This is a genomic window from Flavobacterium chungangense LMG 26729 (genome assembly GCF_000735715.2).
Classification (GTDB): Bacteria; Bacteroidota; Bacteroidia; order Flavobacteriales; family Flavobacteriaceae; genus Flavobacterium; species Flavobacterium chungangense.
In genome coordinates, this window is record NZ_JASY01000009.1 from 79327 (window position 1) to 106019 (window position 26693).

General features: G+C 35.0%; 27 protein-coding genes. 23 read left to right on the top strand and 4 right to left on the bottom strand.

Going from position 1 to position 26693, the window contains the following annotated elements:
* Window positions 1-29 precede the first annotated feature (29 nt).
* From cydB to JE46_RS16195, 3 genes are all read right to left on the bottom strand, one after another.
* Window positions 30-1106 (bottom strand): cytochrome d ubiquinol oxidase subunit II, encoded by a 1077-nt coding sequence (gene cydB, locus JE46_RS16185; RefSeq protein WP_031456323.1) that lies wholly within the window; start codon window positions 1104-1106, stop codon window positions 30-32.
* Window positions 1107-1108: 2 nt separating this feature from the next.
* Window positions 1109-2455, bottom strand: a complete 1347-nt coding sequence (locus JE46_RS16190; protein ID WP_031456324.1) for a cytochrome ubiquinol oxidase subunit I — start codon at window positions 2453-2455, stop codon at window positions 1109-1111.
* Between the two features lie 270 nt (window positions 2456-2725).
* Complete coding sequence (locus JE46_RS16195) at window positions 2726-3319, bottom strand: HD domain-containing protein (RefSeq protein ID WP_031456325.1); 594 nt, start codon at window positions 3317-3319, stop codon at window positions 2726-2728.
* 200 nt (window positions 3320-3519) lie between these two features.
* On the opposite strand from JE46_RS16195, the gene JE46_RS16200 reads away from it, so the two are divergent.
* From JE46_RS16200 to JE46_RS16310, 23 genes are all read left to right on the top strand, one after another.
* Window positions 3520-4938 (top strand): MBL fold metallo-hydrolase, encoded by a 1419-nt coding sequence (locus JE46_RS16200; protein ID WP_031456326.1) that lies wholly within the window; start codon window positions 3520-3522, stop codon window positions 4936-4938.
* Window positions 4939-5080: 142 nt separating this feature from the next.
* A complete protein-coding gene (locus tag JE46_RS16205; protein ID WP_031456327.1) occupies window positions 5081-5644 on the top strand; it encodes a YeeE/YedE family protein in 564 nt (187 codons plus the stop codon).
* A gap of 10 nt (window positions 5645-5654) precedes the next feature.
* On the top strand, window positions 5655-6131 hold the full coding sequence (locus tag JE46_RS16210) for a DUF6691 family protein (RefSeq protein ID WP_031456328.1): 477 nt from the start codon (window positions 5655-5657) through the stop codon (window positions 6129-6131).
* Between the two features lie 260 nt (window positions 6132-6391).
* Window positions 6392-7969, top strand: coding sequence for a glycerol-3-phosphate dehydrogenase/oxidase (locus JE46_RS16215; protein ID WP_031456329.1), 1578 nt, complete (start codon window positions 6392-6394; stop codon window positions 7967-7969).
* 236 nt (window positions 7970-8205) lie between these two features.
* The gene (locus tag JE46_RS16220) at window positions 8206-8667 is read left to right on the top strand and encodes a MarR family winged helix-turn-helix transcriptional regulator (protein ID WP_031456330.1); all 462 of its coding nucleotides are present in this window, start codon (window positions 8206-8208) and stop codon (window positions 8665-8667) included.
* 4 nt (window positions 8668-8671) lie between these two features.
* Window positions 8672-9304 carry an NAD(P)H-dependent oxidoreductase gene (locus JE46_RS16225; protein ID WP_031456331.1) on the top strand — a complete coding sequence of 211 codons (633 nt, stop codon included), beginning with the start codon at window positions 8672-8674 and terminating at the stop codon, window positions 9302-9304.
* A 33-nt stretch (window positions 9305-9337) separates the two neighbouring features.
* Window positions 9338-9904, top strand: coding sequence for a YceI family protein (locus tag JE46_RS16230; RefSeq protein ID WP_031456332.1), 567 nt, complete (start codon window positions 9338-9340; stop codon window positions 9902-9904).
* A gap of 200 nt (window positions 9905-10104) precedes the next feature.
* Window positions 10105-11385, top strand: a complete 1281-nt coding sequence (locus JE46_RS16235; RefSeq protein ID WP_031456333.1) for a hypothetical protein — start codon at window positions 10105-10107, stop codon at window positions 11383-11385.
* Window positions 11386-11724: 339 nt separating this feature from the next.
* Window positions 11725-13125 carry an anthranilate synthase component I family protein gene (locus tag JE46_RS16240; protein WP_031456334.1) on the top strand — a complete coding sequence of 467 codons (1401 nt, stop codon included), beginning with the start codon at window positions 11725-11727 and terminating at the stop codon, window positions 13123-13125.
* A 92-nt stretch (window positions 13126-13217) separates the two neighbouring features.
* Complete coding sequence (locus JE46_RS16245; RefSeq protein ID WP_031456335.1) at window positions 13218-13784, top strand: anthranilate synthase component II; 567 nt, start codon at window positions 13218-13220, stop codon at window positions 13782-13784.
* 75 nt (window positions 13785-13859) lie between these two features.
* Entirely contained in the window at window positions 13860-14267 is a 408-nt protein-coding gene (locus JE46_RS16250; protein WP_031456336.1) for a GNAT family N-acetyltransferase, read from the top strand.
* A 140-nt stretch (window positions 14268-14407) separates the two neighbouring features.
* A complete protein-coding gene (trpD, locus tag JE46_RS16255; protein ID WP_031456337.1) occupies window positions 14408-15400 on the top strand; it encodes an anthranilate phosphoribosyltransferase in 993 nt (330 codons plus the stop codon).
* Window positions 15401-15413: 13 nt separating this feature from the next.
* Entirely contained in the window at window positions 15414-15782 is a 369-nt protein-coding gene (locus tag JE46_RS16260; RefSeq protein WP_031456338.1) for a four helix bundle protein, read from the top strand.
* A gap of 56 nt (window positions 15783-15838) precedes the next feature.
* Window positions 15839-16618 (top strand): indole-3-glycerol phosphate synthase TrpC, encoded by a 780-nt coding sequence (gene trpC / locus JE46_RS16265; protein WP_031456339.1) that lies wholly within the window; start codon window positions 15839-15841, stop codon window positions 16616-16618.
* Between the two features lie 103 nt (window positions 16619-16721).
* A complete protein-coding gene (locus JE46_RS16270; protein ID WP_031456340.1) occupies window positions 16722-17354 on the top strand; it encodes a phosphoribosylanthranilate isomerase in 633 nt (210 codons plus the stop codon).
* A 12-nt stretch (window positions 17355-17366) separates the two neighbouring features.
* On the top strand, window positions 17367-18548 hold the full coding sequence (gene trpB, locus JE46_RS16275; protein WP_031456341.1) for a tryptophan synthase subunit beta: 1182 nt from the start codon (window positions 17367-17369) through the stop codon (window positions 18546-18548).
* Window positions 18549-18711: 163 nt separating this feature from the next.
* Window positions 18712-19029 (top strand): gamma-glutamylcyclotransferase family protein, encoded by a 318-nt coding sequence (locus JE46_RS16280; protein ID WP_031456342.1) that lies wholly within the window; start codon window positions 18712-18714, stop codon window positions 19027-19029.
* Window positions 19030-19142: 113 nt separating this feature from the next.
* On the top strand, window positions 19143-19904 hold the full coding sequence (gene trpA / locus JE46_RS16285) for a tryptophan synthase subunit alpha (protein WP_031456343.1): 762 nt from the start codon (window positions 19143-19145) through the stop codon (window positions 19902-19904).
* A 123-nt stretch (window positions 19905-20027) separates the two neighbouring features.
* On the top strand, window positions 20028-20582 hold the full coding sequence (locus JE46_RS16290; RefSeq protein WP_031456344.1) for a hypothetical protein: 555 nt from the start codon (window positions 20028-20030) through the stop codon (window positions 20580-20582).
* Between the two features lie 277 nt (window positions 20583-20859).
* Window positions 20860-21489, top strand: coding sequence for a TetR/AcrR family transcriptional regulator (locus tag JE46_RS16295; protein ID WP_031456345.1), 630 nt, complete (start codon window positions 20860-20862; stop codon window positions 21487-21489).
* Window positions 21479-22801, top strand: a complete 1323-nt coding sequence (locus JE46_RS16300; RefSeq protein ID WP_031456346.1) for a TolC family protein — start codon at window positions 21479-21481, stop codon at window positions 22799-22801. Before JE46_RS16295 ends, JE46_RS16300 begins: the two co-directional genes overlap by 11 nt.
* Window positions 22802-22813: 12 nt before the next feature.
* Window positions 22814-23893, top strand: coding sequence for an HlyD family secretion protein (locus JE46_RS16305; protein WP_031456347.1), 1080 nt, complete (start codon window positions 22814-22816; stop codon window positions 23891-23893).
* 5 nt (window positions 23894-23898) lie between these two features.
* The gene (locus JE46_RS16310) at window positions 23899-25488 is read left to right on the top strand and encodes a DHA2 family efflux MFS transporter permease subunit (protein ID WP_031456348.1); all 1590 of its coding nucleotides are present in this window, start codon (window positions 23899-23901) and stop codon (window positions 25486-25488) included.
* Window positions 25489-25640: 152 nt separating this feature from the next.
* On the opposite strand, the gene yaaA is transcribed toward JE46_RS16310, so the two are convergent.
* Entirely contained in the window at window positions 25641-26399 is a 759-nt protein-coding gene (yaaA, locus tag JE46_RS16315) for a peroxide stress protein YaaA (RefSeq protein WP_031456349.1), read from the bottom strand.
* Window positions 26400-26693: the final 294 nt, after the last annotated feature.

Consider the following 26693-nt stretch of genomic DNA (forward strand, 5'->3'; position numbering starts at 1 on the left):
TGTTTTTTTGAGTACAATCTTAAATAAAATCAATGCTCCCCATACCCAATATCATCCATCTTCCCGCTAAAAACACGATACTGAATGATAAAATAAACAATTACTAAAAACAGCGCAATAAAAAACCAGTTCAAACCGGCATTTAAACCGTATTCTCCGGCGGCAGTATTGTAAATTGTTAATGAAGGATTTACTTTATTCGTTGATGGCAGGACATTCGGAAAAATCGAAACCGCTGTTGAGGCAAATCCTCCCACTAAAAACAAAGTAGAGAACAGAAATCCGTAACCGTCTTTTTTAAAGGAACGAACTTTAAATAACCCTAAAATCCCAACAAAAGTCAATAGCGGAAAAAACCACAAAATCGGATTTTCTACAAAATTATGAAAAGGTTTAGGTTCAATAAAATGCCAAACCTGCAGCGAAATAAAAACCAAAACCAGCAAAACAATGTTCAGTTTAAAAACTACATTTTTAAGCTTCGGATTCAAAGAAGAATTGGTTTTGTAAATAATCCAGTTGGCACCGTGAATGGTCAAAGCTACAACACTCACAATTCCTAAGAAAAGTGTAAACCAGTCGATAATTCCCAATTCATTTGCCTGTGGGCTAAAAGTCGGATTCCAGAGAGGCAGAAAGAAATAATGCGCTTCCTGAGTTGAAACGCCATTTTGAACCATTCCGAGATTAACACCGCGAACGATATTCCCTAAAGCCATTCCGAAAAACAGCGCTAAAAGCAAACTCGCAATTCCGAAAGCTTTGTCCCAAATCGCTTCCCACATATGATTGTGTACCTGCCCGCGCATTTCCAATCCTATGGCACGAAAAATCAACAGCCATAAAATCATAATCAAAGGCAGGTAAAATCCGCTGAATGATGAGGCGTACAAAGTTGGAAAAGCGAAAAACAAAACACCTCCCGCTGCAATCAGCCAAACCTCATTGGCATCCCAAAAAGGTCCAATAGCGCTTGTAATTGCTTTTTTATCTTTTTCTTCTTTCGCAAAAAACAAATGAATAATTCCTGCTCCAAAATCGTAACCGTCCAATACCAGATAGACAGCCAGGATTCCCATTAAAACTACGTACCAAAAAAATTCCATACTTATATTTTTTCTGTTGAAAGTTCCACATGATGTGGCCCTTTATTGATAATTTTTCCAACCAAAAGCAAAAACAGCATTCCGAGTAACAGATACAATCCGATAAAACCCAATAAGGTAAATAAGGTATTTCCGGAAGAAACCGTTGGCGATGCACCCGAAGCTGTTCGCATCAAATTATAAACCAACCATGGCTGCCTACCTAATTCGGCAGTATACCAACCAGTCGTATTAGCAATATACGGAAACGGCATCATAAACATAAGCGACCATAAAATCCATTTGGTTTCAAACAATTTGCCCCTGATTAGCTGAAAAAGTGAAAGGACCATCAAACCGATAAATACGGTGCCAAGTCCTACCATAATATGATACGCATAATATAATCCTGAGATATTGGTTGGATGCAGGTCTTCTTCAAACTGATCCAAGCCTTGGATTTCCTGATTCCAATTTCCATACGTCAGGAAACTCAGGATATTTGGAACGGCGATTTTATTGTCCAGTTTTTTATCTTTTACATCAGGCTGCCCGATCAAAACAATTTCAGAACCTTTTTTTTCTGTGTGGAAAATTCCTTCCATCGCTGCAAAAGTCACAGGCTGATATTTTACAACATTTTTAGCCAGTAAATCTCCCGTTGGAACTGCCACAACAAGACTCGAAATCAATCCGAATATGACTCCTGTTTTCAGAAACAGTTTACCGAAAGAAACATTCTTTCTGCTTAAAATATAAAAAGCACCAATTCCCGCCACTACAAATGAGCTCGTTACCAGAGAAGCCGCCTGATTGTGTAAATAAGAAGGCCACAACCACGGATTTAAGAACAATGCTTTAAAATTCGTCAGTACAAATTTTCCGTTTTCCAAAATTTCATAACCCACGGGATTCTGCATCCACGAATGTGTGCCGATAATTAAGTAACCACTTGCCCAGGAACCAATCATAATTAATACTCCGGTTACAAAATGCCATTTATGTCCGAGAAGTTTTTCTCCAAATAAAAAGATTCCTAGAAAGGAAGATTCGAGAAAGAACGAAAACATTCCTTCCATAGCCAGCGTCTGACCTATGATTCCTCCGGTTAATTCGGAGAACTTAGCCCAGTTGGTCCCAAACTGAAACTCCATCGGAATTCCGGTTACAACGCCCATTGCAAAATTCAGGGCGAAGATTTTCATCCAGAAATGTGTGGCGTGGTTGTAGTGTTCGTTATTAGTTTTTAAATATTTCCACTTAAAGTAAACGATAATGAGCGAAAGACCCATTGTAAGCTGTGGAAAAAGATAGTGAAAAGTAATGGTGAAGGCGAATTGCATTCGGTCATAAAAGAGCATTTCTTCCATAAGGTAATTTGTTTATGAAGTTCCACAAATTTACCGATTATAACCCGAATTGCTGTCCTGTAAAAAAAGTTTATCGCTTGATTTTTGTGAAACTTTTCAACAATTATAAAAAAGTAAAATTCAAACTTAATTTTTGGAAATTTGCTCTAAGTTTGTCATTTCGACGAAGGAGAAATCACACGAGAAATTCCATAATCAAAATCGCCAATCTTTGTCGAATATTGGATGTGATTTCTCCCTCCGGTCGAAATGACAAGATTATAAATAAAATCACTCCTTTTTCAGAATCCCTTTTTCAACGCTTTCGTCTATCAAACCTTCAGCGTAATTCCATATTGATTTTGAGCCTTCTTGTATCACACTCTTTTTTTCGTAAACCTTATCATAATTCACTCCAAACTCTTTCCAGGTTCCGCCATCGTTAGAAGTATTCTGCAATAAAGGTTCCAGTCTGTCCATCGATTTTGCAAATTTAGCTTCATCGGTTTCTCCTGCTTCAAATTCTTCCCAGATTGCGATTAGTTCTTCGGCCTGGTTTTTTGGAAGTAAGCCAAAAATTCGATTTGCAGCCAATCGTTCTTCATCAGTATTCGAATAATTTTTTGCGGTGTCATAAATAAAGACATCTCCGGCATCAATCTCTACAATATCATGTATCAGAACCATTTTTACGACTTTCAAAACATCTATTGATTCATTGGAATGTTCTGCCAGGATAATTGCCATCAAAGCCAGATGCCAGCTGTGTTCAGCGTCATTTTCGCATCGGTCACTGTTAAACAGCTTTGTTTTGCGCTGGATGTATTTTACCTTATCAATTTCTTTTATAAAAGCAATCTGATCTAATAAATCTTGTGTGTTCATTTTATTTCTGTTTGAAATGGCATTCGTCATATGCAAAATTAATGCTTAAAGCGTAATTGCTGAACTTTAAATAAATTTATCTCAAATCGTATGGCAAAATCTGCACTTTTTTACCCAAAATTCAAATTTCTGTAACATTAGTCACCTATTTTAAGAAAAAACAAAACTACCTTTGTTATCCCATTATTTATTACTTTATCATGAAAATTGAACAAATTTACACCGGATGCCTCGCACAAGGTGCTTACTATATTACCTCAAACGGAGAAGCTGCGATTATTGATCCACTTAGGGAAATTCAGCCTTATCTGGATCGTCTGCAACGCGATAATGTAAAATTGAAGTATATTTTTGAAACGCATTTCCACGCTGATTTTGTTTCAGGACATCTCGATTTAAGCAAAGAAACTCAGGCTCCAATCGTATATGGACCAAATGCTAAACCTGAATTTGAATGTATCGTTGCCACAGACGGACAGGGATTTAAAATTGGTGATATTACTATAAAAGCCCTGCATACTCCGGGGCATACCATGGAAAGTACAACATATCTGTTAATTGATGGAAACGGAAAAGATCATGCGATTTTCTCAGGAGATACTTTATTCATCGGCGATGTAGGCCGTCCGGATCTGGCTCAAAAAGCAGCCAATATGACACAGGACGAACTCGCCGGAATTTTATATCATTCTTTACGAAATAAAATAATGACACTGGCCGATGATGTAATCGTTTATCCTGCTCACGGTGCCGGAAGCGCCTGCGGAAAAAACATGAGTAAAGAAACTGTTTCGACAATTGGAAATCAAAAGGAAACTAATTATGCCTTACGCGGCAATATGACTGAAGCCGAATTCATCAAAGAAGTTACGGATGGTTTATTGCCTCCTCCAGCCTATTTCAGTATGAATGTAGCCATGAATAAAAAGGGTTATGAAAGCTTCGAAACGGTTTTAAACAATGGAATGAAGGAAATCAAAGCAGAAGATTTTGAAGCCGTCGCAGAAGAAACCAATGCTTTAATTCTGGACACAAGAAGTGCTGCGGAGTTTAGTAAAGCCTATATTCCGCAATCTATTAATATCGGAATCAACGGTGATTTTGCGCCATGGGTTGGCACTTTAATTGCCAATGTAAAACAACCTATTGTATTGGTTACCGAAGTTGGTATGGAAGAAGAAACCGTAACCCGTTTAAGCCGTGTAGGTTTTGATACAATCATCGGCCATTTGAACGGTGGTTTTGAAGCATGGCAAAAAGCGGGTTTTGAAACAGATTCTGTAAACCGAATTTCATCTGAACAATTTGCAGGCGAAGTAAACATTCAAAAGGACAAAATAATCGATATTCGCAAAGAAACCGAATACGAAGCTGAACATATCGAAAATGCGTACAGCAAACCTCTGGCCTATATTAATGACTGGGTAAAAGATATTAACCCGAATGAGCATTTTTATCTGCATTGTGCAGGAGGTTACAGAAGCATGATTGCTGCTTCGATTTTACAGGCACGCGGTTTCAGAAATTTTACCGAAATTGAGGGCGGATTTGGAGCGATCGCCAAAACAAATATTCCAAAATCAGATTTTGTCTGCCAAAGTAAAGTTTTAAAATCATAATTTTTTCACCATTAAGATATTAAGTTAATTAAGTTGGAATGCTTAATTTTTCTTAACCTTCTTTTAAAAGTTTCATTAAGTTAGATTTACTTAATATCTTAATGGTTAAAAAACAAAAAGCACTTAATTTTAAGTTATGAGTATATTAGAAATTATAAAAGAACCTTGGCCTTGGTACGTAGCAGGTCCGCTGATTGGATTAACTGTTCCAATTTTATTAATTATCGGAAATAAATCTTTCGGAATTAGTTCATCATTGCGTCATATTTGTGCAATGTGTATTCCGGCTAATATTCCGTTTTTTAAATACGACTGGAAAAAAGAAAGCTGGAATTTATTTTTCGTACTCGGAATTTTTCTTGGCGGCGTTATTGGTGCGTACTTCCTGTCAAATCCAAATGCAGTTGTAATTACCCCTGAATTATCAGAGAAATTAGCTACTTACGGAATCACAGACTACACAGGTTTGGTTCCCGCACAATTATTTTCCTGGGAAAGTTTACTAACACTTCGCGGATTCATCATGATTGTTGTGGGCGGTTTTTTAGTAGGTTTCGGAACCCGTTACGCAGGCGGATGCACAAGCGGACATGCGATTATGGGATTATCAAACCTGCAATGGCCTTCTCTGGTAGCCACAATCTGTTTTATGATTGGCGGTTTTATCATGTCACTTTTAATTCTGCCTTATATTCTTTCACTTTAAAATTTCAAAAATGAATTTAGAAAATAAAAATACAGACGGAGAAGGAATCAATGCAAGTCAGCAAAAAGAATCGGCATTCGGAAATTTAAAATATTTAATCGTTGGTATCTTTTTCGGCATTGTATTCGTAAAAGCCGAAATCATCAGCTGGTTCCGCATTCAGGAAATGTTCCATCTGGAGTCATTTCACATGTATGGCGTAATTGGAAGTGCCGTTGCTATCGGATTACTATCAGTGCAATTGATTAAAAAATTCAATATCAAAACACTTCAGGGCGAAAAAATCGAAATCCAACCCAAAACGTTCAACAAAGGACAAATCTACGGAGGATTATTATTCGGTTTCGGCTGGGCGATTACCGGCGCATGTCCGGGTCCATTGTTCGCTCAAATTGGTACTGGTGCAACTGTAATTGTTGTAACTTTAGTAAGTGCCATTGCCGGAACGTGGGTTTACGGTTTGATTAAAGATAAATTACCTCATTAATATCTGGACGTGCCACCATCCCGATAAAAAGGGTAATCTTCTTTGCACTTACTCCCCTTTTTATCGGGATGCTGTCGGGCTATCCAGGCTACTTCGGTAGCTTCTTCCTATCCCTCACGCATAATCTCGGCTCTAAGATCTTTAGAAATTTAATAGTGTAAAATAATTTAGATACAATTATAAATTCTACAAGCTGTTTTTAGTTTCATTTTGTTAAGTTTGTTGCTGAGCACTCCTCCAAAAACAACGCCTAAAACAATATGAATCGCACAGAACAGCTATCAAAACTACAAAACACACAAAATTGGGACGTTATAATCATTGGCGGAGGAGCAAGCGGTCTTGGAACTGCCCTTGATGCTGCCAGCAGAGGTTATAAAACAATCTTACTGGAAGCAGTCGATTTTGCAAAAGGAACTTCAAGCAGAAGTACTAAATTAGTTCATGGCGGTGTACGCTATCTGGCACAAGGCGATGTGAATCTGGTAAGGGAGGCATTAAAAGAAAGAGGTTTACTGGCTCAAAACGCTGGTCATTTGGTTAAAAATCAATCGTTTGTTATTCCGAATTACAATCGCTGGAGCGGTTATTTCTATACTATCGGCTTAAAAATTTATGATTTATTGGCAGGCAGTTTAAGTTTAGGCGCTTCAAAATATATCTCAAAAGAAAAAACAATCGAAATGCTTCCGAATGTACAGGAAAAGGGTTTGGCAAACGGTGTTATTTATCACGACGGGCAATTTGATGATTCCCGTTTGGCCATCAACCTTGCCCAGACTGCCGTAGAAAAAGGAGCCTGTGTTATTAATTATATAAAAGTTGTCAATCTGTTAAAAGACGACAAAGAAACTGTTGTTGGCGTACAGGCAATCGATCAGGAAACCGGAACTAAATATGACATAAAAGGATCAGCCATCATAAATGCTACTGGTGTTTTTACAAATGCCATAATGAAGCTCAACGATAAAGTGTACAAAAAATATATTGTTCCAAGTCAGGGAATCCATTTGGTGTTTGATAAATCGTTTTTACCCGGCGATCACGCCCTGATGATTCCGAAAACCAAAGACGGAAGAGTTTTATTTGCAGTTCCGTGGCATAACCGTGCGGTGGTGGGAACAACTGATACCTTAATTAAAAGCCATAGCTTAGAGCCTGTTGCACTGGAAAGTGAAATCCAATTTGTTTTGGAAACAGCGCAACGCTTCTTAGCAAAAAAACCAACCAGAGCAGATGTATTATCTGTTTTTGCAGGTTTACGTCCGCTTGCTGCGCCAAAAGAAGAAGGAAAAAGTACTAAAGAAGTTTCAAGAAGTCATAAAATTCTCGTTTCTAAAACCGGCTTAATCACTATTACCGGAGGAAAGTGGACAACCTACAGAAAAATTGCCGAAGATATTATAGACAAGGCAATTAGTACCGGCAAACTGCCAAAAAAACAATGCAATACTGAACATCTTGCTGTTCATGGAAACAAACCCACCACTACTGCTGATCGGGAAAATCACCTTTATATCTATGGTTCTGATATTCCTAAAATAACCGAATTACAAAAAAGCGAACCTGAATTAAACGAAAAATTACATCCCAATCACGAATTTACAATGGCAGAAGTAGTCTGGGCTGTTCGCTATGAAATGGCGAGAACTGTTGATGATGTCCTTGCAAGACGTGTCCGTTTATTATTCTTAGACGCCAGAGCTGCAATTGAGTCTTCTGAAAAAACAGCAAGATTAATGGCAAAAGAACTTGGACATGATGAAGCATGGATTGCCAAAGAAATTTCAGATTTTAAAAAAATCTCCAAATACTACCTCTTATCTGAATTTCAATAACAAGCACCCGGCAACGCATCTACAGAGTATATACTCTCTCTCAATATAAAATATTTATTAATTATCTTTAATCAATATTTTATATTAAAAAAATTGCATTACATTTATACTAAATACATAGGGTTTGTATACAATAAAATCAGTTTAATTTTATTAACAAAAAATTAACATGACATTTGTATATACAACAATTAAAAGTTTATACATTTGTATATACAAATTATACACTTACAACTATGACAATTGAAGAGGTTATAAAAAGTACTGTTAAGATGGATAATGCGAAAAAAGTTATTCTAAATATCATGTACACGCAAAATGTGATTCAGGATCATTTCAACGAGTTGATAAAACCGTATGATCTGTCCGGAGAACAATACAATGTACTACGCATATTAAGAGGACAAAAAGGAAACCCTGCCAATATGTGTGTGATACAGGAACGCATGCTGGCGAAAACCAGCAATACAACCAGACTTGTTGACAAACTATTATTAAAAGAATATGTCACCAGAAATGTTTGCCCTGGAAACAGAAGAAAAATTGAAGTTTTAATCACCCAAAAAGGATTAGAGGTTTTAAAAGAACTAGACCCCAAGGTAGATGCACACGAGCGTGAATTTGCCGCGAATATAAGCCCTGAAGAATTAGAATTATTAAATCAGTTATTAGAAAAATACCGAACCCAACAAAATTAACATTATGAGTACACTATTAGACAATTTAAACTGGAGATACGCAACTAAAAAATTTGATGCGACTAAAAAAATTTCCGAAGCAGATTTAAATACATTAAAAGAAGCTGTTAGACTAAGCGCTTCTTCATACGGATTACAGCCATTTAAAGTGGTTATTGTAGAAAACCCGGAATTAAGAGAAAAATTAAAAGCTGAAGCCTGGGGACAAACTCAAATCACAGATGCTTCTCACCTGTTTATTTTTGCAAATGACACAACTCTTGATGCAAATTCTGTAGATCAATATATAAAAAACATCAGCGAAACCAGAGGTGTTCCTGTTGAAGCTTTAGATGGATTGTCCGGTATGATCAAAGGACAGATTGCCAGTTTATCAAATGATGCGAAAAACGTATGGACATCTAAACAAACTTACATCGCTTTAGGAACATTATTAAGTGCAGCAGCAGAATTAAAAATTGACACTACGCCAATGGAAGGTTTTAGTCCTGCAGCATTCAATGAAATTTTAGGTTTCGACAAATTAGGTCTAAATGCAGCAGTTGTAGCTACTATAGGTTACAGACATGATGAGGACGATGCTCAGCATTACAAAAAAGTTAGAAAATCTCAGGACGAATTATTTATCACACTATAATTATTTAATAACAATCAAAATCAATTTTACAACATGAAAAATTTAAAAACAATTGCAATAGCATTATTCGTAGCAGCAGCTGGTATCTCTGTAAACGCACAAACTAAGAAAATCGACGTTAAGGCATCTACTATCAAATGGGTAGGTAAAAAAGTAACCGGGGAGCACTCAGGAACTGTAAACTTCAAAGAAGGGGCTGTAGTTTTCAAAGGAAAAAAATTAACTGGAGGAAGCTTTACAGTTGATATGACTTCATTAACTGCAACTGATTTAACTGGAGAATACCAAGGAAAATTAAACGGACACTTAAAAGCTGACGATTTCTTCGGAACGGATAAATTCCCAACTGCAAAATTAGTTTTCAAAACTATTGGAGCTAAAGCAACTGACATTTATACAGTTACTGCTGATTTAACTATCAAAGGAATCACTAAACCTGTAACTTTTGACATCACTGTAAAAGGAAATACAGCTACAACCGCATTTAAAGTTGACAGAACTAAATATGACATCAAATATGGTTCAGGAAATTTCTTTGAAGGTTTAGGAGACAAAACAATCAACGACGATTTCGAATTGACAGTAGCTTTAAAATTCTAAATTTTCGCTTACTATTTCAGGAAACCCCAACAACTCAAATTGTTGGGGTTTCTTTTTTATAAAAACATAAAAATAACGTTCTTAATATTCAAATAACCCTTTCATAACAAGGTCTGACGTTTTGATTAACATTGGGCTTTTAATTTTGACTTCGTTAAAAAAACAGTAAAATCAAAAACTGGAAATCAAAAATCATAGTTATGAAAATTAAAATACGTATTGCCCTAATAACACTTTTCTGTACTTTTTTTCTTCATGCACAACAACCACAAAAAGGGATCACAGGAGCATCAAACTGGATGAACAACTGGACCAATTTTAAGCCCGCAGCAGTTGAGTATGGCGAAGCTACAAATATTATTGCTGGTACCATAGATAAAGACACGAAACTAAGCAAACGCAATACCTATCAATTAGTCGGAATTGTTTATGTAACTAATAACGCTATTCTTACTATTGAGCCTGGTACTGTTATTAGAGGAGATGACAAAACCTGCGGAACATTAGTTATTGCTAATGGTTCTAAAATTATTGCAGAAGGGTCAGAAACAGATCCCATTATTTTTACCTCTAACAAAGAAACAACCGAAAGAAAACCAGGAGACTGGGGTGGTATCATTATTTTAGGGAAAGCGCCTATTAATAAACTAGGCGGAATTGCAACCTTGCCTTTTAACTTAGACGAAATGCTTAATCATTACGGAGGTCAGGATGCAGAAGACAACTCAGGTATTCTAAAATATGTACGTATTGAATATTCCGGAAGAAAATTAAGCGCTTTGAAAGAACTTAACGGACTTTCATTAGCCGGTGTTGGCAGAAAAACAGTTTTAAGCAACATTCAGATCAGTTATTCAAATGATGATTCGTTTGAATGCTACGGCGGAGATCTGAATATGAACAACTTAATTTCGTACCGAACAACAGATGATGATTTTGATTTTACACAAGGAGCCCAAATCAATATCAGCAACAGTATCGCTATTCGTCATCCTTTTTCATCTGATATTTCAGGGTCAAGATGTTTTGAAGTAGATTCATACGATAAAATTGAAAACACGAATATGACTAAAAAAATGACCAAAATAAATGCAAACAACATCACATTGGTAAATCTTGAAGAAAACGATCAGGGATTAGTTCGTGAATCTGCTCATATTGGAGAAAATACCTTTTTCAACTTAACCAATAGTGTCGTTTCCGGCTTCACTCCTTTCATCCTTTTAAATGGAAATATTGGAAATGATAATGATAATTTATCAAAAATTACAATAAAAAACGTAATGGCCAACAATTGTAATGGTGCAATTACAAGCGAATCGTCAAGCAATGATGCCGGAATTAAGAACTGGTACGGAAACCCTGAATTTGCAATAGAATTTACAAAAATGAAAAGCAGCGAATTGTTCTTAGCCCCTAATATTAAAGGAAATCCGGATTTTAGAGTCAGATTAAACAATGCAGTTGCAAGTGGAAAATAAGCAATTAAAATTATCTATTTTTTTACATATTTAACAAATTTATAAATTAAGAAAAGTTTTTTTTTGCTTTTAGTACATTCTAATTCAAATTACATTTATATATTTGCCTTATCAAAATAAGATTATGAAAATTACAATGAACAACACTTGGTGGTGGAAGAATTTACGTCAGACGTCGTGAACAAAGCTTCCTATGGTATTGTAAACTATAAAATATAAAAGGCTTGTCATCACGACAAGCCTTTTTTTTATTTTCAAAAAATAGGAATTTCATAAAGTACAGACGGGTTTAAAACCCGTCTCTGCCCACCGAAACAAACAAAATGAAAAACAAACAAAATGAAAAATTTTACTCTTAATACCCATTACAAACAAATCCTGGCAGACACTATTACGCCGGTAAGTATTTATTTTAAAATCAGAGATAAATTCCCAAATAGTTTATTATTAGAAAGTAGTGACTATCACGGAAATGACAATAGTTTCTCGTACATCTGCTGCAACCCGATTGCCACGATTAAAATTGAAAACGAAACTATTACCAAAACTTTTCCTGACGGATCATCAGAGCAAAATACAATTGATGCTTCAACCAATATTCCGGAAGTAATTCAGCAATTTTCAGGTCAGTTTAAGTCTGAGAAGAACGATTTTAAATTCATCAATAACGGTTTGTTTGGTTACATTTCTTATGATGCCGTTCGTTATTTCGAAAAAGTAGAAATTGCCAAAAAAGATTCGGCGACCTTGATTCCTGATGTTTTTTATGCCGTTTATCAAAATATCATTGCCATCAATCACTTCAAAAATGAAGCCTATATTTTTTGTCATAGTTTAGACGGAAGAAATAATATTTCTGAAATCGAACAATTATTACAATCCAGAAATATCGCTTCTTATAAATTCACTAAAGAAGGCGAAGGTTTTTCTAACCTGACTGATGAAGAGTTCAAACACAATGTTGCATTGGCTAAAAAGCATTGTTTCCGCGGAGATGTTTTTCAATTGGTTCTTTCGCGTCGTTTTACGCAGGGCTTTAAAGGTGACGAATTTAATGTCTACAGAGCTTTACGAAGCATCAACCCTTCTCCTTATTTATTCTTTTTTGATTACGGTGATTTCAAAATATTTGGGTCTTCGCCCGAAGCACAAATTATCGTAAAAAACAGAAAAGCCGAAATTCATCCCATTGCCGGAACTTTCAGAAGAACGGGTAATGATGAAAAAGATGCTGAACTGGCAAAAAAATTATCCGAAGATAAAAAAGAAAACAGCGAACACGTAATGCTGGTCGATCTGGCTAGAAATGATTTAAGCCGTAACGGTCATGATGTAAATGTAGAAAGATATAGAGAAGTTCAGTTTTTCTCACATGTGATTCACCTGGTTTCAAAAGTTACAGGACATTTACATGATAAAGCGACAACAATGCAGGTTGTAGCGGATACTTTCCCGGCAGGAACTTTAAGCGGAGCTCCAAAACACAGAGCGATGCAATTGATTGAGGATTACGAAAAAACAAACCGTAATTTCTACGGTGGCGCAATTGGTTTCATGGATTTTGAAGGCAATTTCAACCATGCGATTATGATTCGAACTTTTCTTTCAAAAAATCATCAGTTACACTGTCAGGCTGGAGCCGGAATCGTAGCAAGTTCAGACGAAGAAAGCGAAATGCAGGAAGTTTACAATAAATTAAGAGCTCTGAACACAGCTTTGGAAATGGCTGAAAAAATTTAGTTTCAAGTTTTCTTATGTTTCAGGTTTCAAGTTGTGCGAACCTGAAACCTGAAACTTGAAACCTGAAACAATAAAAACAAAAAAATAAAGACATGAAAAAAATATTAGTTATAGACAATTACGATAGTTTTACTTACAACTTAGTACACTATCTTGAAGATTTAAACTGCGAAGTAACCGTTTACAGAAATGACGAATTTGATATTGACGAAATTGCTTCTTTCGATAAAATACTACTTTCACCAGGACCCGGAATTCCTGATGAAGCTGGTTTACTAAAGGATGTAATTCGCAAATATGCGCCAACAAAAAGCATTTTAGGTGTTTGCTTAGGACAACAGGCAATTGGAGAAGTTTTTGGAGGAACACTTTCAAATCTTGATAAAGTATACCATGGTGTTGCCACAAATGTAAAAAAAGCTGTTACAGACGAATCTTTATTTGATGGCCTTGAAGATGAATTTGAAGTAGGACGCTACCATTCATGGGTTGTTGATGCTGATTTACCTGATGTTCTGGAAGCCACTTCATTTGAAGAGCACGGTCAGGTAATGTCACTACGCCATAAAACATACGATGTACGCGGAGTACAATTTCATCCTGAAAGTGTATTAACACCAAACGGAAAAAGAATTTTAGAGAACTGGATTAAAGATTAATTTTTTGTTTCAGGTTTAAAGTTTCAAGTTAGTTGGAACGTGAAACCTGAAACTTGAAACAAAAAAACAAAATCAATGAAAATAACAATTTTAGAAACCAGAGAAATTAGTATTGATGACATTTTAGTCTTATACAAAGCCAATGAATGGAGTTCAGCAAGTAAACCAAATGAATTGTATAATGGTCTTTTAAATTCTGAAACTTTAGTGACTGCCTGGGAAGGAAAAAAGCTGGTAGGATTAGGTAACGCAATTTCAGATGGATTCTTAACTGTTTATTATCCGCATTTATTAGTGCTTCCGGAATATCAGGGAAAGGGAATAGGAAAGTTGATTATGGACAAAATGCAGGAGAAATACAGTCACTTTCACATGCAAATGCTAACGGCAGACGGAAGAGCAGTTGATTTCTACAAGAAAAATGGTTTTGAAAGAGCGGGAAAAACAGAACCTATGTGGATTTACCAAGGAAATGAACATTAAAAAGTATAGTCGTAAAGTCTGAATGCCGAAAGTCATAAAGTCAAATACGAACTAAAAAATATAAATAACACAACACTAAAATAAGTATGAGAAGCAAAAGACATTAAGACTTTTGACATTCGACTTTAAGACTTAAAAAAATGAAAACTATATTAAACAAATTAATCAATCATGAAGTGCTTACAAAAGAAGAAGCAAAAAACGTATTGATTAATATTTCAAGCGGTCAATACAATTCAAGCCAGATTTCGGCTTTTTTGACCGTATTTATGATGCGAAGCATAACGATTGAAGAATTAATCGGTTTCAGGGAAGCACTTTCTGAATTGTGTATCCGTATTGATTTATCCGATTATAATACTATCGATTTGGTAGGTACCGGAGGTGACGGAAAAGACACTTTTAACATTTCGACTTTGGCATCATTTGTAACAGCCGGAGCCGGAATAAAAGTGACAAAACATGGTAATTACGGAGTTTCTTCTATCACAGGTTCCAGTAATGTTATGGAAGCTTTAGGAGTTAAATTTAGTAACGATCCTAGTTTCCTTGAAAAATGTGTAGACAAGGCCGGTATTTGTATTTTGCATGCTCCTCTGTTCCATCCTGCTATGAAACATGTTGGACCACTTCGTAAAGAACTGGCAGTCAGAACCATTTTTAACATTCTCGGACCACTAATTAATCCTTCTTTTCCAAAAAATCAATTATTAGGGGTTTTCAATCTGGAGTTAGCCAGAATGTATGCCTATCTCTATCAAAATACTGATAGTAATTTTACGATTGTACACGCTTTAGATGGTTATGACGAAATCTCTTTGACAGGACCAACCAAAATAATTACACATAGTACCGAAGGTATGCTTAATCCAGAAGATTTTGGTGTTAAATTAATTAAACAAAGTGACATCAAAGGGGGCGAAACTGTTGATGAATCGGCAGAAATTTTTGCAAAAATAATTTCAGGAAATGGAACCGAAGCACAAAATAATGTTGTTTGTGCCAACGCAGCCATGGCTATCGCAACGGTTACAAAATGTTCTCCAATTGAAGGATTTGAATTAGCAAAAGAAAGTTTATTATCTGGAAAGGGATTGAAAGCATTAAATAAATTGAAAGATTTAATGATTTAAAAATTGAAAAATTATGACTAAATCTTTTGAAGAATTTGAAGTTTATAAAAAAGGAGTTCAGTTAGCCAAATTAACTTTTGAATTGATGAATAATAAACCTTTTGAAAGAGAATTTGGATTTAAAGATCAAATAAAAAGAGCTGTATTGTCAATTACAAATAATATTGCTGAAGGATCAGAATACAATAATAATAAGCAATTAATACGATATCTAAAAATTTCAAAAGGAAGCTGTGCAGAGGTTAGGAGTATGCTAATATTAAGCAGAGAATTAGGCTTTTGTAATCAGCAAGAAATTCAAAAAGGTTATGATTTAACAATTGAAATATCACAAAACTTATCAAATTTTATAAAATATTTAAATACCAAAATAGAATCATAACTTAAAGACAGAACATCGTTCAATCTTTAAATTTTTCAATCTTTAAATAATAATAAATGAACATCTTAGACAAAATCATAATAGACAAAAAAAGAGAAGTAATTCTTAAGAAATCAATTATACCAGTTTCTCAATTGGAAGCATCGGTATTCTTTGGAAAACAAACTATTTCGCTAAGTCAAAAATTAAGAGAAAGCAACTCCGGAATTATCGCAGAACACAAACGCCGTTCGCCTTCAAAATCAATTATCAACAACAATTTCACAGTTGAAGAAGTAGTTAAAGGATACCAAGATGCAGGCGCTTGTGGAATTTCAGTTCTTACTGATGGAAAATATTTCGGAGGTTCTTTAGACGATTTACTTTTAGCAAGAGCGAGTGTAAATATTCCGCTTTTGCGAAAAGAATTTATTGTTGAAGAATACCAGATTTTGGAAGCAAAAGCACACGGAGCCGATTTAATTCTGTTAATCGCAGCGGTTTTAACGCGTGAAGAAATCAAATCATTATCTGAATTTGCTAAAAACTTAGGCTTAGAAGTTTTATTAGAAGTTCATAATCAGGAAGAACTGCAAAAATCAATTATGCCAACTTTAGACATGATTGGTGTGAATAACCGAAACCTGAAAACATTCGAAGTAAGTTTAGATTTCAGCAAAGAATTAGCTTCACTGATTCCAAATGATTTTGTTAAAGTATCAGAAAGCGGAATTTCATCAGTTGAAGCTATTCAGGAACTCAAGCCTTACGGCTATAAAGGTTTCCTAATTGGGGAAAACTTCATGAAAACCGATGATGCCGGACAAGCTGCAACAGAATTTATTAATCAGCTGTAAGCCGTACGCTATAAGCTATAAGCTTTTAGCAAAAAGCAAATAAAAATCAGCACAAAGCAAAGAGCCTACAGCTTATTGCTTAAAGCTTAAAGTATTAAAAAAAATGAAACTCAAAATATGCGGCATGAAATATCCTCAAAACATTCTCGAAGTAGGCTCACTCCTTCCCGATTATATGGGCTTTATTTTCTGGGAAAAATCCGCAAGATATTGTGACGGTAATATTCCGGAACTTATAAGAACAATCAAAAAAGTGGGTGTTTTTGTCAATCAAAGTCAGGAAGAAATTCTGGAAAAGGTTGAGAAACACAATTTACAAGCGGTTCAGTTACACGGAAATGAATCCGTTGAATTTTGCTCAGAATTAAAAAACAAATTGCCAAAGAAAATCGAAATTATTAAAGTATTTTCGGCTGATGAAAATTTTGATTTTGAAATCATTAAACCTTTTGAAGGTGTCTGCGATTATTTTCTATTTGATACGAAAGGAAAATTGCCTGGTGGAAACGGAACAACTTTCGACTGGAGCATTTTGAAAAAATACAATTCGAAAAAGCCTTTCTTTTTAAGCGGCGGAATCGGAATGAAGGAATTGAAAGCCATTGAAGAAATTTCAAATAGTAAATTACCTATTTATGCTGTCGATATAAACAGTAAATTTGAAATCGAACCAGGGCTTAAGAATAAAAATCTATTAAGCAATTTCAAACGAAAATTTGAAATCATCAACATTTAAACTTTAAACAAAATGAATTTTAACGTAGACGAAAAAGGATATTACGGAGAATTTGGAGGAGCTTACATTCCTGAAATGCTCTATCCGAATGTAGAAGAATTACGCCAAAAATATCTAAGCATAATGGATGAACCGGATTTTAAAGTCGAATTCAACCAATTACTAAAAGATTATGTAGGACGTCCTAGTCCGCTGTATTTTGCAAAACGTTTGTCTGAAAAATACAATACCAAAATCTATTTGAAAAGAGAAGATTTAAATCATACCGGAGCACACAAAGTAAACAATACAATAGGACAGATTTTAATGGCAAAACGTTTAGGCAAAAAAAGAATTATTGCCGAAACCGGTGCCGGTCAGCATGGAGTTGCAACAGCGACAGTTTGTGCTTTAATGGGAATGGAATGTATCGTTTATATGGGCGAAATAGACATTGCACGTCAGGCACCAAACGTAGCCCGTATGAAAATGCTGGGTGCAGAAGTTCGGCCGGCACTTTCTGGTTCAAGAACCTTAAAAGATGCTACAAACGAAGCTATCCGTGACTGGATCAACAATCCGGTTGACACCCATTATATTATCGGATCAGCGATTGGACCTCATCCTTATCCGGATATGGTAACCCGTTTTCAAAGTATTATTTCTGAGGAAATCAAATGGCAGTTAAAAGAAAAAGAAGGACGTGAAAATCCTGATTATGTAGTCGCTTGCATTGGCGGAGGAAGTAATGCTGCAGGAACGTATTATCACTTTTTACACCAACTGGAGGTTGGAATCATTGCTGTTGAAGCTGCCGGAAAAGGTGTTGACAGCGGTCACAGTGCCGCAACAAGCAAACTGGGAAAAGTAGGCGTTATTCACGGTTGCAAAACCCTTTTAATGCAGACTGCAGACGGACAAATTACAGAGCCGTATTCAATTTCAGCAGGATTAGATTATCCGGGAGTTGGCCCTATGCACGCGCATTTGGCACAGACAGGTCGTGGAGAATTCTTCTCAGTAACTGATGATGATGCCATGAATGCAGGTTTACAGCTAACGAAATTAGAAGGAATTATTCCGGCAATCGAAAGTGCTCACGCTTTTGCCGTTTTAGATCAAAAGAAATTCAAACCAACAGATGTTGTCGTAATCAGCCTTTCTGGTCGTGGCGATAAAGATTTGGATAATTACATTGATTATTTTAAATTGTAATAAAAATCGTAATTTGGGCGTTCCCAATCCCGATAGTTATCGGGAGGGCTGTCCGCTAAATTCCAGATTAACAAAAACTACGGCTAAAAAGCCTTGTTTTTCTAAATCGGGAGATACCGCTTCCCATGCCTAACGCAAACAAATAACGAGAAAATAAAGATTTATGGAACAGATATTCTCTTACGGAACATTACAGTCGAAAGAAATTCAGATGCAGGTTTTCAATAAACTATTAACCGGAACACCGGACCAGTTAACGGGTTACAAACTAAAAGACCTTCAAATAGAAGAAGAATTTGGAATAGAAGACTATTTTGTGGCAACGCCAAGCGAAAATCCATCGGATGTTGTAGACGGTATCGTTTACAATATTTCCAGTGCTGATTTGGCAAAAGCGGACCAATTCGAATCCAATGCCTACAAAAGGGTTGAAATAACACTGAAGTCAGGAACTGTTGCATGGATTTATATTGAAAATTAATCAAAGCAGATTAATCTTTATCCTGTAAGGTTTTCAAAACCTTATAGATTTACATTAATAAACGACAATACCTGCAAGGTTTTCAAAACCTTGCAGGAACAAAAAATAAAACAATGAACAGAATAACTCAAAAATTACAAGAAGATAAAAAGATCCTTTCTATTTATTTTTCTGCGGGATATCCAAGTTTAAATGATACCGTTCAAATCATTCAGGATTTAGAAAAAAATGGTGTAGACTTAATCGAAATTGGTCTTCCTTTCAGCGATCCTTTGGCAGACGGACCAACAATTCAGGCGAGCTCAACAACGGCACTTCATAACGGAATGACTACTCAGATTCTTTTTGACCAGCTGGGTAACATCCGCGAAAGCGTAAAAATCCCGTTGATTATTATGGGGTATTTCAATCCGATGTTACAATATGGAGTTGAAGCTTTTTGTAAAAAATGTGCCGAAATTGGTATCGACGGCTTAATTATTCCGGATCTTCCGGTTGATGTTTACGCAGATCAATACAAAGCTATTTTTGAAAAATACGGTTTAATCAATGTATTTTTAATTACACCACAAACTTCAGACGAGCGTATCCGTTTTATCGACAGCGTTTCAAACGGATTCATTTATATGGTAAGTTCGGCAAGTGTTACGGGTTCTCAGGCAGGTTTTGGAAACACTCAGGAAACCTATTTTGAGAGAATTTCAAACCTCAACCTGAAAAATCCTCAAATCGTAGGTTTCGGAATTTCAAACAAAGAAACCTTCAATCAGGCTACGAAATATGCAAAAGGAGCAATTATCGGTAGTGCTTTTATCAAACATTTATCTGAAAGCGGAAGTGGAAAAATTGCTGAATTTGTTGGAGGAATTCGATAGGATTTTCTTTTTGCTTACAAAAATTCAAACGGCATCTAAATTTATAGATGCCGTTTTTTTATTGACCAAATTACATCGATAGATTATTATATATTTATAAAGAAATTTATTTTAAAAAATTATATGAAGAAACTTAATATATCTCTTTTAATTTCTTGTCTTTTTTTACTTTTTACAGGATGTCAAAAAGACGAATCCTTTTCACAATCAACGTATAATGCCAAAGCTAATGAATTGATTCAACAAATTGCTAAAGATGATTCATGCGGATGCATTTTGGAAATGCCTCAAGAGTCAATGATTAAAATAAGAACTCATGAAAATCCAGATATTGAAGTTAGTATTAAGTCGTTTATTTTAAAAAAACTTCATCTAAAGGATATAAAACAACTGGATAGTTTAGAAAATGTTTCCGAAAAATTCATATTAGATACCATTTCTTTGAAACAAAAAAACATCAAAATCATCAAACGAAATTTGGTTTTTAACAATAATAAAGACAAAGAAGTTATTCTCTCGAAAAAATGTTCAGATGGCATTTTTCTATATTTTTCTAAACCTATTATAGATGAAAAAAATAAAAAAGCAGCGTTATTTTATAAACCAATGTTCACCTGTTTGGCAAGTCCTTTATATGTTTATAAATTAGAAGATGGAAAGTGGATTTTAGAGCAATAAAATAAATAAATATACCATTTTATCTGAAAATGAAAAGTGTAGAATTGCTGCGTTTATTGAAGAGATTCGATAAATTAAACTACATTATAATAAAGTTTATGAGTTCTCTTTCGCTGGAATGACAAAAAAAATTAAGAAAGCTGAAATGATAACTGTTTAAGCTTTTTTTATACCAAAAATGCGAAACCGTTTTATGTTAATATTACGTTAAACAAAAACTAAACAAGTGTTTAAATTAAACAAGTGTTTAATTTTGTACTCGATTAGAAACACTATCATGTCAAACATCGAATTTAATGATAAAAAAATTCAGATTCTGGAAGTAGCTGAAAAGCTGTTTTCTGAGAAGGGATTTGAAGGCACCTCAATACGGGATATCTCAAAGATTGCAAAAATTAATGTTGCGATGATATCGTATTATTTTGGTTCAAAAGACTTACTATTGGAATCACTGATTATCTACAAAACATCTGATTTAAAATTAAAACTTGAAAATTTATTGCAGGAAAATATCGAGCCACTCGAGAAAGTCAATAAGTTAATTGAAATTTACATTACCAGAATTAATTGCAATAAAGGTATTTTCAGAGTTTTGCATTTTGAGCTCAATTCAAAAGAAAGAGAAAAGAGCATGACCGCCTTTACAGAGCTAAAAAAGGGTAACTTAAAATCTGTAGAAAGTATTATTTCCCAAGGTCAGGCAAAAGGCGTTTTTAGAAAAGATGTTATCATTCCGCTTATCACACCTACAATAATCGGAACTTTTTTTCATTTTCATATGAATAAACCTTTCTTCGTAGAATTACTGAATTTAAACACCGAAGAATTGTATGATAATTACATAAAAACCACTCTTAAAAAGCACATTCAACAAACTATAAAAGCACTACTTGTTTATGAAAATTAGTCAATTAATGCTCTTTGGAGTTTTCTTTATCGGAATATCTTCAACAGAAGCACAAGAAAAAACAAGTTTAACCTTAGATGAAGCCGTTAAACTGGCCTGGGAAAAGAGTAACGAAGTTACACTTGCCAACACTAAGGTAAACACAAAAAAATACGAATTACAGTCGGTTAAAAATAACCAATACCCGGACCTGAAAATTTCGGGACAATACCAACGCTTAGGAAAAGCTTCAATCGACATGCATAATGACGAAGCAAGTTCTGAGTCAATGGCTTCACCGGATCGCGCTATGTTAGGGATGGCGAATCTTAGTCTGCCAATCTTCTCCGGATTTAAAATCCAGAGCAGTATAGATACTTACGAAAGTTTATACGAAGCTGAAACTGCAAATGCGGTCAAAACGAAAGAAGATGTTGCACTTCGCGTTATTACCTATTATACTGCATTATATAAAGCGCAAAAAACGTTAGATCTTTTAAACGAAAATCAGAAACAGGCGAAACAGCGTGTTACTGATTTTACGGAATTAGAGAAAAACGGAATCATTCCGAGAAATGATTTATTGAAAGCACAATTAATGGTTTCTAAAACGCAATTATCTATTGAAGAAACGAATAACAATATCAATAATATCAATTTCTATTTAACGACATTACTTAAATTAGAGCCTTCTGTTAAAATTGAGGTTAATGAGCAGGATTTCTTTAATTTAAAAACAAGTAATGCCCCAACATCTGATGCATTGGCATTGGAAAACAGAAAGGATTTAGAAGCTGTTCGTTTACAATCTAAAGCAAGTGAATCAAACATTAGAGTAGCAAAAGCTGGTTATTACCCATCTTTAGCTTTATTAGGAGGTTATACAGCTTTTGATCTGAAAGATTTCATTACTGTAAAATATGCGATGAATTTTGGCGTTGGTTTGACGTATGATTTATCCGGAATTATAAAAAACAATGCTCACGTAAGAGAGGCTGAAAGTAAAGCGCTTGAAGTAAAAAATTCTGAAGCACTTTTAACGGATCGTATCAAAGTTGAAGTTCAAAAATCTATTGAAGATTATGACTTAGCCATTAATCAAAGTGTGGTTTATGATGAAGCATTGCAGCAGGCATCTGAAAATTACAGACTGGTAAAAGATAAATTCGACAACGGTTTATCAGACACTAACGACCTTGTGGAAGCTGACGTTGAATATTTAAGCGCTAAAATAAATACTGCTTTATCAAAAGCAAGTATTATTCAAAAATATTACGAACTGCTTTCAGTATCAGGACAATTATCACAATCATTCAATCTTTCTAAAATATAATCGCTAGCTCTCATGGAAAAGAAAAAGACAAATAAAAAATTCATCATCATACTAACCGTTTTGATTTTAGTAGGGGGAACTTACGGGATTTCAAAATACATACACTCTCAGTCTCATGAAGAAACAGACGATGCGCAGATTGAGAAAAAAATGAATCCGATTATTCCTCGAGTATCCGGATATATCAGCAAGGTTTATGTAAAGGATAATGATTTTGTAAAAAAAGGAGATACTTTGTTTACCATTGACAAAAGAGATTATCAGCTAAAAATCGATGAAGCACAAGCTGCTTTATTGGGAGCTGAAGGTCAATACGAAGCTGCAAAAGCTGATATTGGAAGCGCATATGCAAGTATTAATGTTTCTGATGCTCAAATGAAATCGGCTGGCAGTTCTATCGAAAGTGCCAAAATCAAATTAAGACAAGCTACAAACGATTTTAACCGTTACAACAATCTATATAAAACACATACCATTACAAAACAGCAATTTGAACAGGCACAAACGGCAAAAGATGAAGCTGAAAATCAAGTGCGCGTTTTAGAGCAGCAACAAAGAGCAAGCTCTTTTCAAAAATCAGTAATCCAGTCAAAATCTAAAGTTTCTGATAAACAAACAGAAGTTGCAGCTGCTAACATTAAGAAAGCAAAAACAATGCTGGATGTAGCACATTTGAATTTATCTTATACAGTAATTACCGCTGCGATTGACGGACAGGTGTCTAAAGTTGATATTCAGCCGGGACAATTAGTACAGCCGGGACAATCTTTATTTTATATTATCAATAATAATGAAGCCTGGGTTGTAGCTAACTTTAAAGAAACACAATTAAATAAAATGGTCGTGGGACAAAAAGTAAGCTTAAAAGTAGATGCTTATCCTAATTATGAGTTTAAAGGTACTTTAACTTCTTTCTCTCCGGCAACAGGATCCCGTTTTTCTTTATTGCCCCCAGACAATGCTACAGGAAATTTCGTAAAGACAATCCAAAGATTACCGGTAAAAATTAGTTTAGATCCTTCAAACGATCCTGAGAAAGTAAAACTTTTGAGACCAGGAATGAATGTTGATGTAGACGTACATTTGAAATAATATAAATGGCAGCAGCAGTACAATCAGATGATGATTTAGTAGAATATGGTTATAGACGTGTGATCATTACGATAACCGCAGTACTTTGTGCACTGCTGGAAATTGTAGATACCACAATTGTAAACGTAGCACTAACGCACATGCGAGGGAGCCTTGGTGCTACCCTGACCGATGTGGCGTGGGTAATTACAGCATACGCAATTGCGAATGTTATTGTAATTCCGATGACGAGCTGGCTATCGCAGCAATTTGGACGTCGTAATTATTTTGTGGCCTCTATCATAATATTTACCGTCTGTTCTTTTTTATGCGGTAACGCTACCAATATATGGGAGCTTGTAGCTTTTAGATTCGTACAGGGTATGGGCGGAGGAGCATTACTGGTAACAGCCCAAACGATTATTACCGAAAGTTATCCGGTTGCAAAACGAGGTATGGCACAGGCCATTTACGGAATGGGTGTAATTGTTGGACCCACTTTAGGTCCGCCATTAGGTGGATATTTAGTAGATACCTATTCCTGGCCTTACATTTTTTACATTAATATTCCACTGGGAATTATTGCTACTATTCTGGCGATAAGCTTTGTGAGAAGTCCAAAATATGGAGAAAAGCTAAAAGCCAATCAGGTAGACTGGTGGGGAATTATATTATTAACGTCTTTTATCGGGTCATTACAATTCGTATTAGAGCACGGTCAACAGGATGATTGGTTTAACGATTCTCTTATTATAACTTTAAGTGTTGTAACAGTTCTTGGTTTAATATTGTTTATTTGGAGAGAGCTGACGTATAAACATCCAATTGTAAACTTAAGTGTTTTAAAAGATGGAAATTTAAGAATTGGAACCGTAATGTGTTTTATTCTTGGCTTTGGTTTGTATGGATCGACATTAATTATACCAATTTACACACAGTCGATCTTAGGGTGGACTGCGATGGATGCCGGATTACTTTTAATTCCAGGTTCGATCACAACGGCGATTATGATGCCATTTGTTGGAAATATGATTCAGAAAGGCGTGCCCCAGGGATATATGGTTGGAGTTGGATTTTTAGTCTTCTTTTTCTTCACGCTTTTAATGCACAATCGAATGACGCCTGATACCGGAGCAGAACATTTATTCTGGCCGTTAATTTTAAGAGGGATTGGTTTAGGATTATTGTTTGTGCCTATTACCACACTTTCACTTTCAACATTAAAGGGAAAACAAATTGGAGAAGGAGCCGCCTTTACCGGAATGATGCGTCAGTTAGGAGGTTCATTTGGTATTGCCATCATTACAACATTTATTACAAGATTAAGCCAGGAACACAGAGTTAATTTACTGACAAACTTAAATCCCGCAAAATACGATGTTCAGCAGCGTCTTGCCGGAATGCAAAAATCTTTCATAGCTAAAGGATTTACAGCAGATGAAGCGATGAAAAAAGCATATCAGGCTATTGATCTTTCTGTACTTAAACAAAGTACCGTTTTATCATATATGGATATTTTCATGTATTTAGGAATTATGTTTTTATGCTGCATTCCAATTATCTTTTTTATCAAAAGAGGAAAGAACAAGATTAATCCCGCAGATGCGATGCATTAATATTTAGTAATTATTTATAATACGAAAAATCCGTGTCAGTTTCCTGTGACACGGATTTTTTAGTTTTTTGTAAAATGTGCTTATAAGAAGAAAAATGTTTTGAAGAAAAAAACTTAAAACTTAGCTTCTCAAAATCTTAGCAACTTTAAAAATCATCTTGTAAAAACCAAATGATTTCCTTTTGAAAGATTCGCATCAAACTGATATCCTTCATAATTAAAGCCTTTCAAATCCTCAATAGTTTCAGCATTTGTGTCAATAATATAGCGCACCATCATGCCTCTCGCCTTCTTTGCGAAGAAACTAATCATTTTTAGTTTCCCATCCTTATAATCTTTAAAATCCGGAGTGATTACAGGAACTTTTAAAGCTTTCACATCTACAGCTGAGAAATATTCGTTACTCGCCAAATTCACGAATAATTCGTCCTTTTTTAATTCTTTGTTTAACGCTTTAGTAACCGTTGGTTTCCAAAACTCGTGCAGGTTTTTAGATTCAGCAACTGGTATTTTAGTTCCCATTTCCAAACGGTATGCCTGCATTAAATCCAATGGTTTTAAAAGCCCGTAAAGTCCTGATAAGATTCTTAATTTATCCTGCAACGCATCTAATTTCTGTAACGGAATTGTATATGCGTCTAAACCAGTATACACATCACCATCGAATGTATAAACTGCCGGGCGTGCATTTTCTGGTGTAAAAGGTGTTTTCCAATCCTGATTTCTTTTCCAGTTCAAGTCGGCTAATTTGTCTGAGATTGACATTAATTCTGATAGCTCAGCAGGTTTTTTTTGCTTTACAACTTTGTGAACTATTTTTGCTTCTTTTAAAAATGAAGGTTCAGTATATTGAGATGTTGGTAATTCTTTTTCGAAATTCAAAGATTTCGCCGGAGATATAACAATTTTCATTTGTACGTTTTTGTATGATTCAAAAATACAAATTGCATTTCTAAAAACAGATCATAATTGATTTGTTTTATTGTGGAGTAGTTTTTTTCGCCACGAATTCACGAATTTATTTTTAAAATCTTTGAGTATAACTTCCAATGAATTCGTGTAATTCAGCTTCACCATATTATTTTAATAAAATTCAATTGAAAAATTGTGAAATTATTCAAAAAAGTCAACCATAGATTATAAAAGGCATTTTCTATGTTGTAAATTTGCATGCATTTTATTTCGACAGAAATTCAAATTGCACTT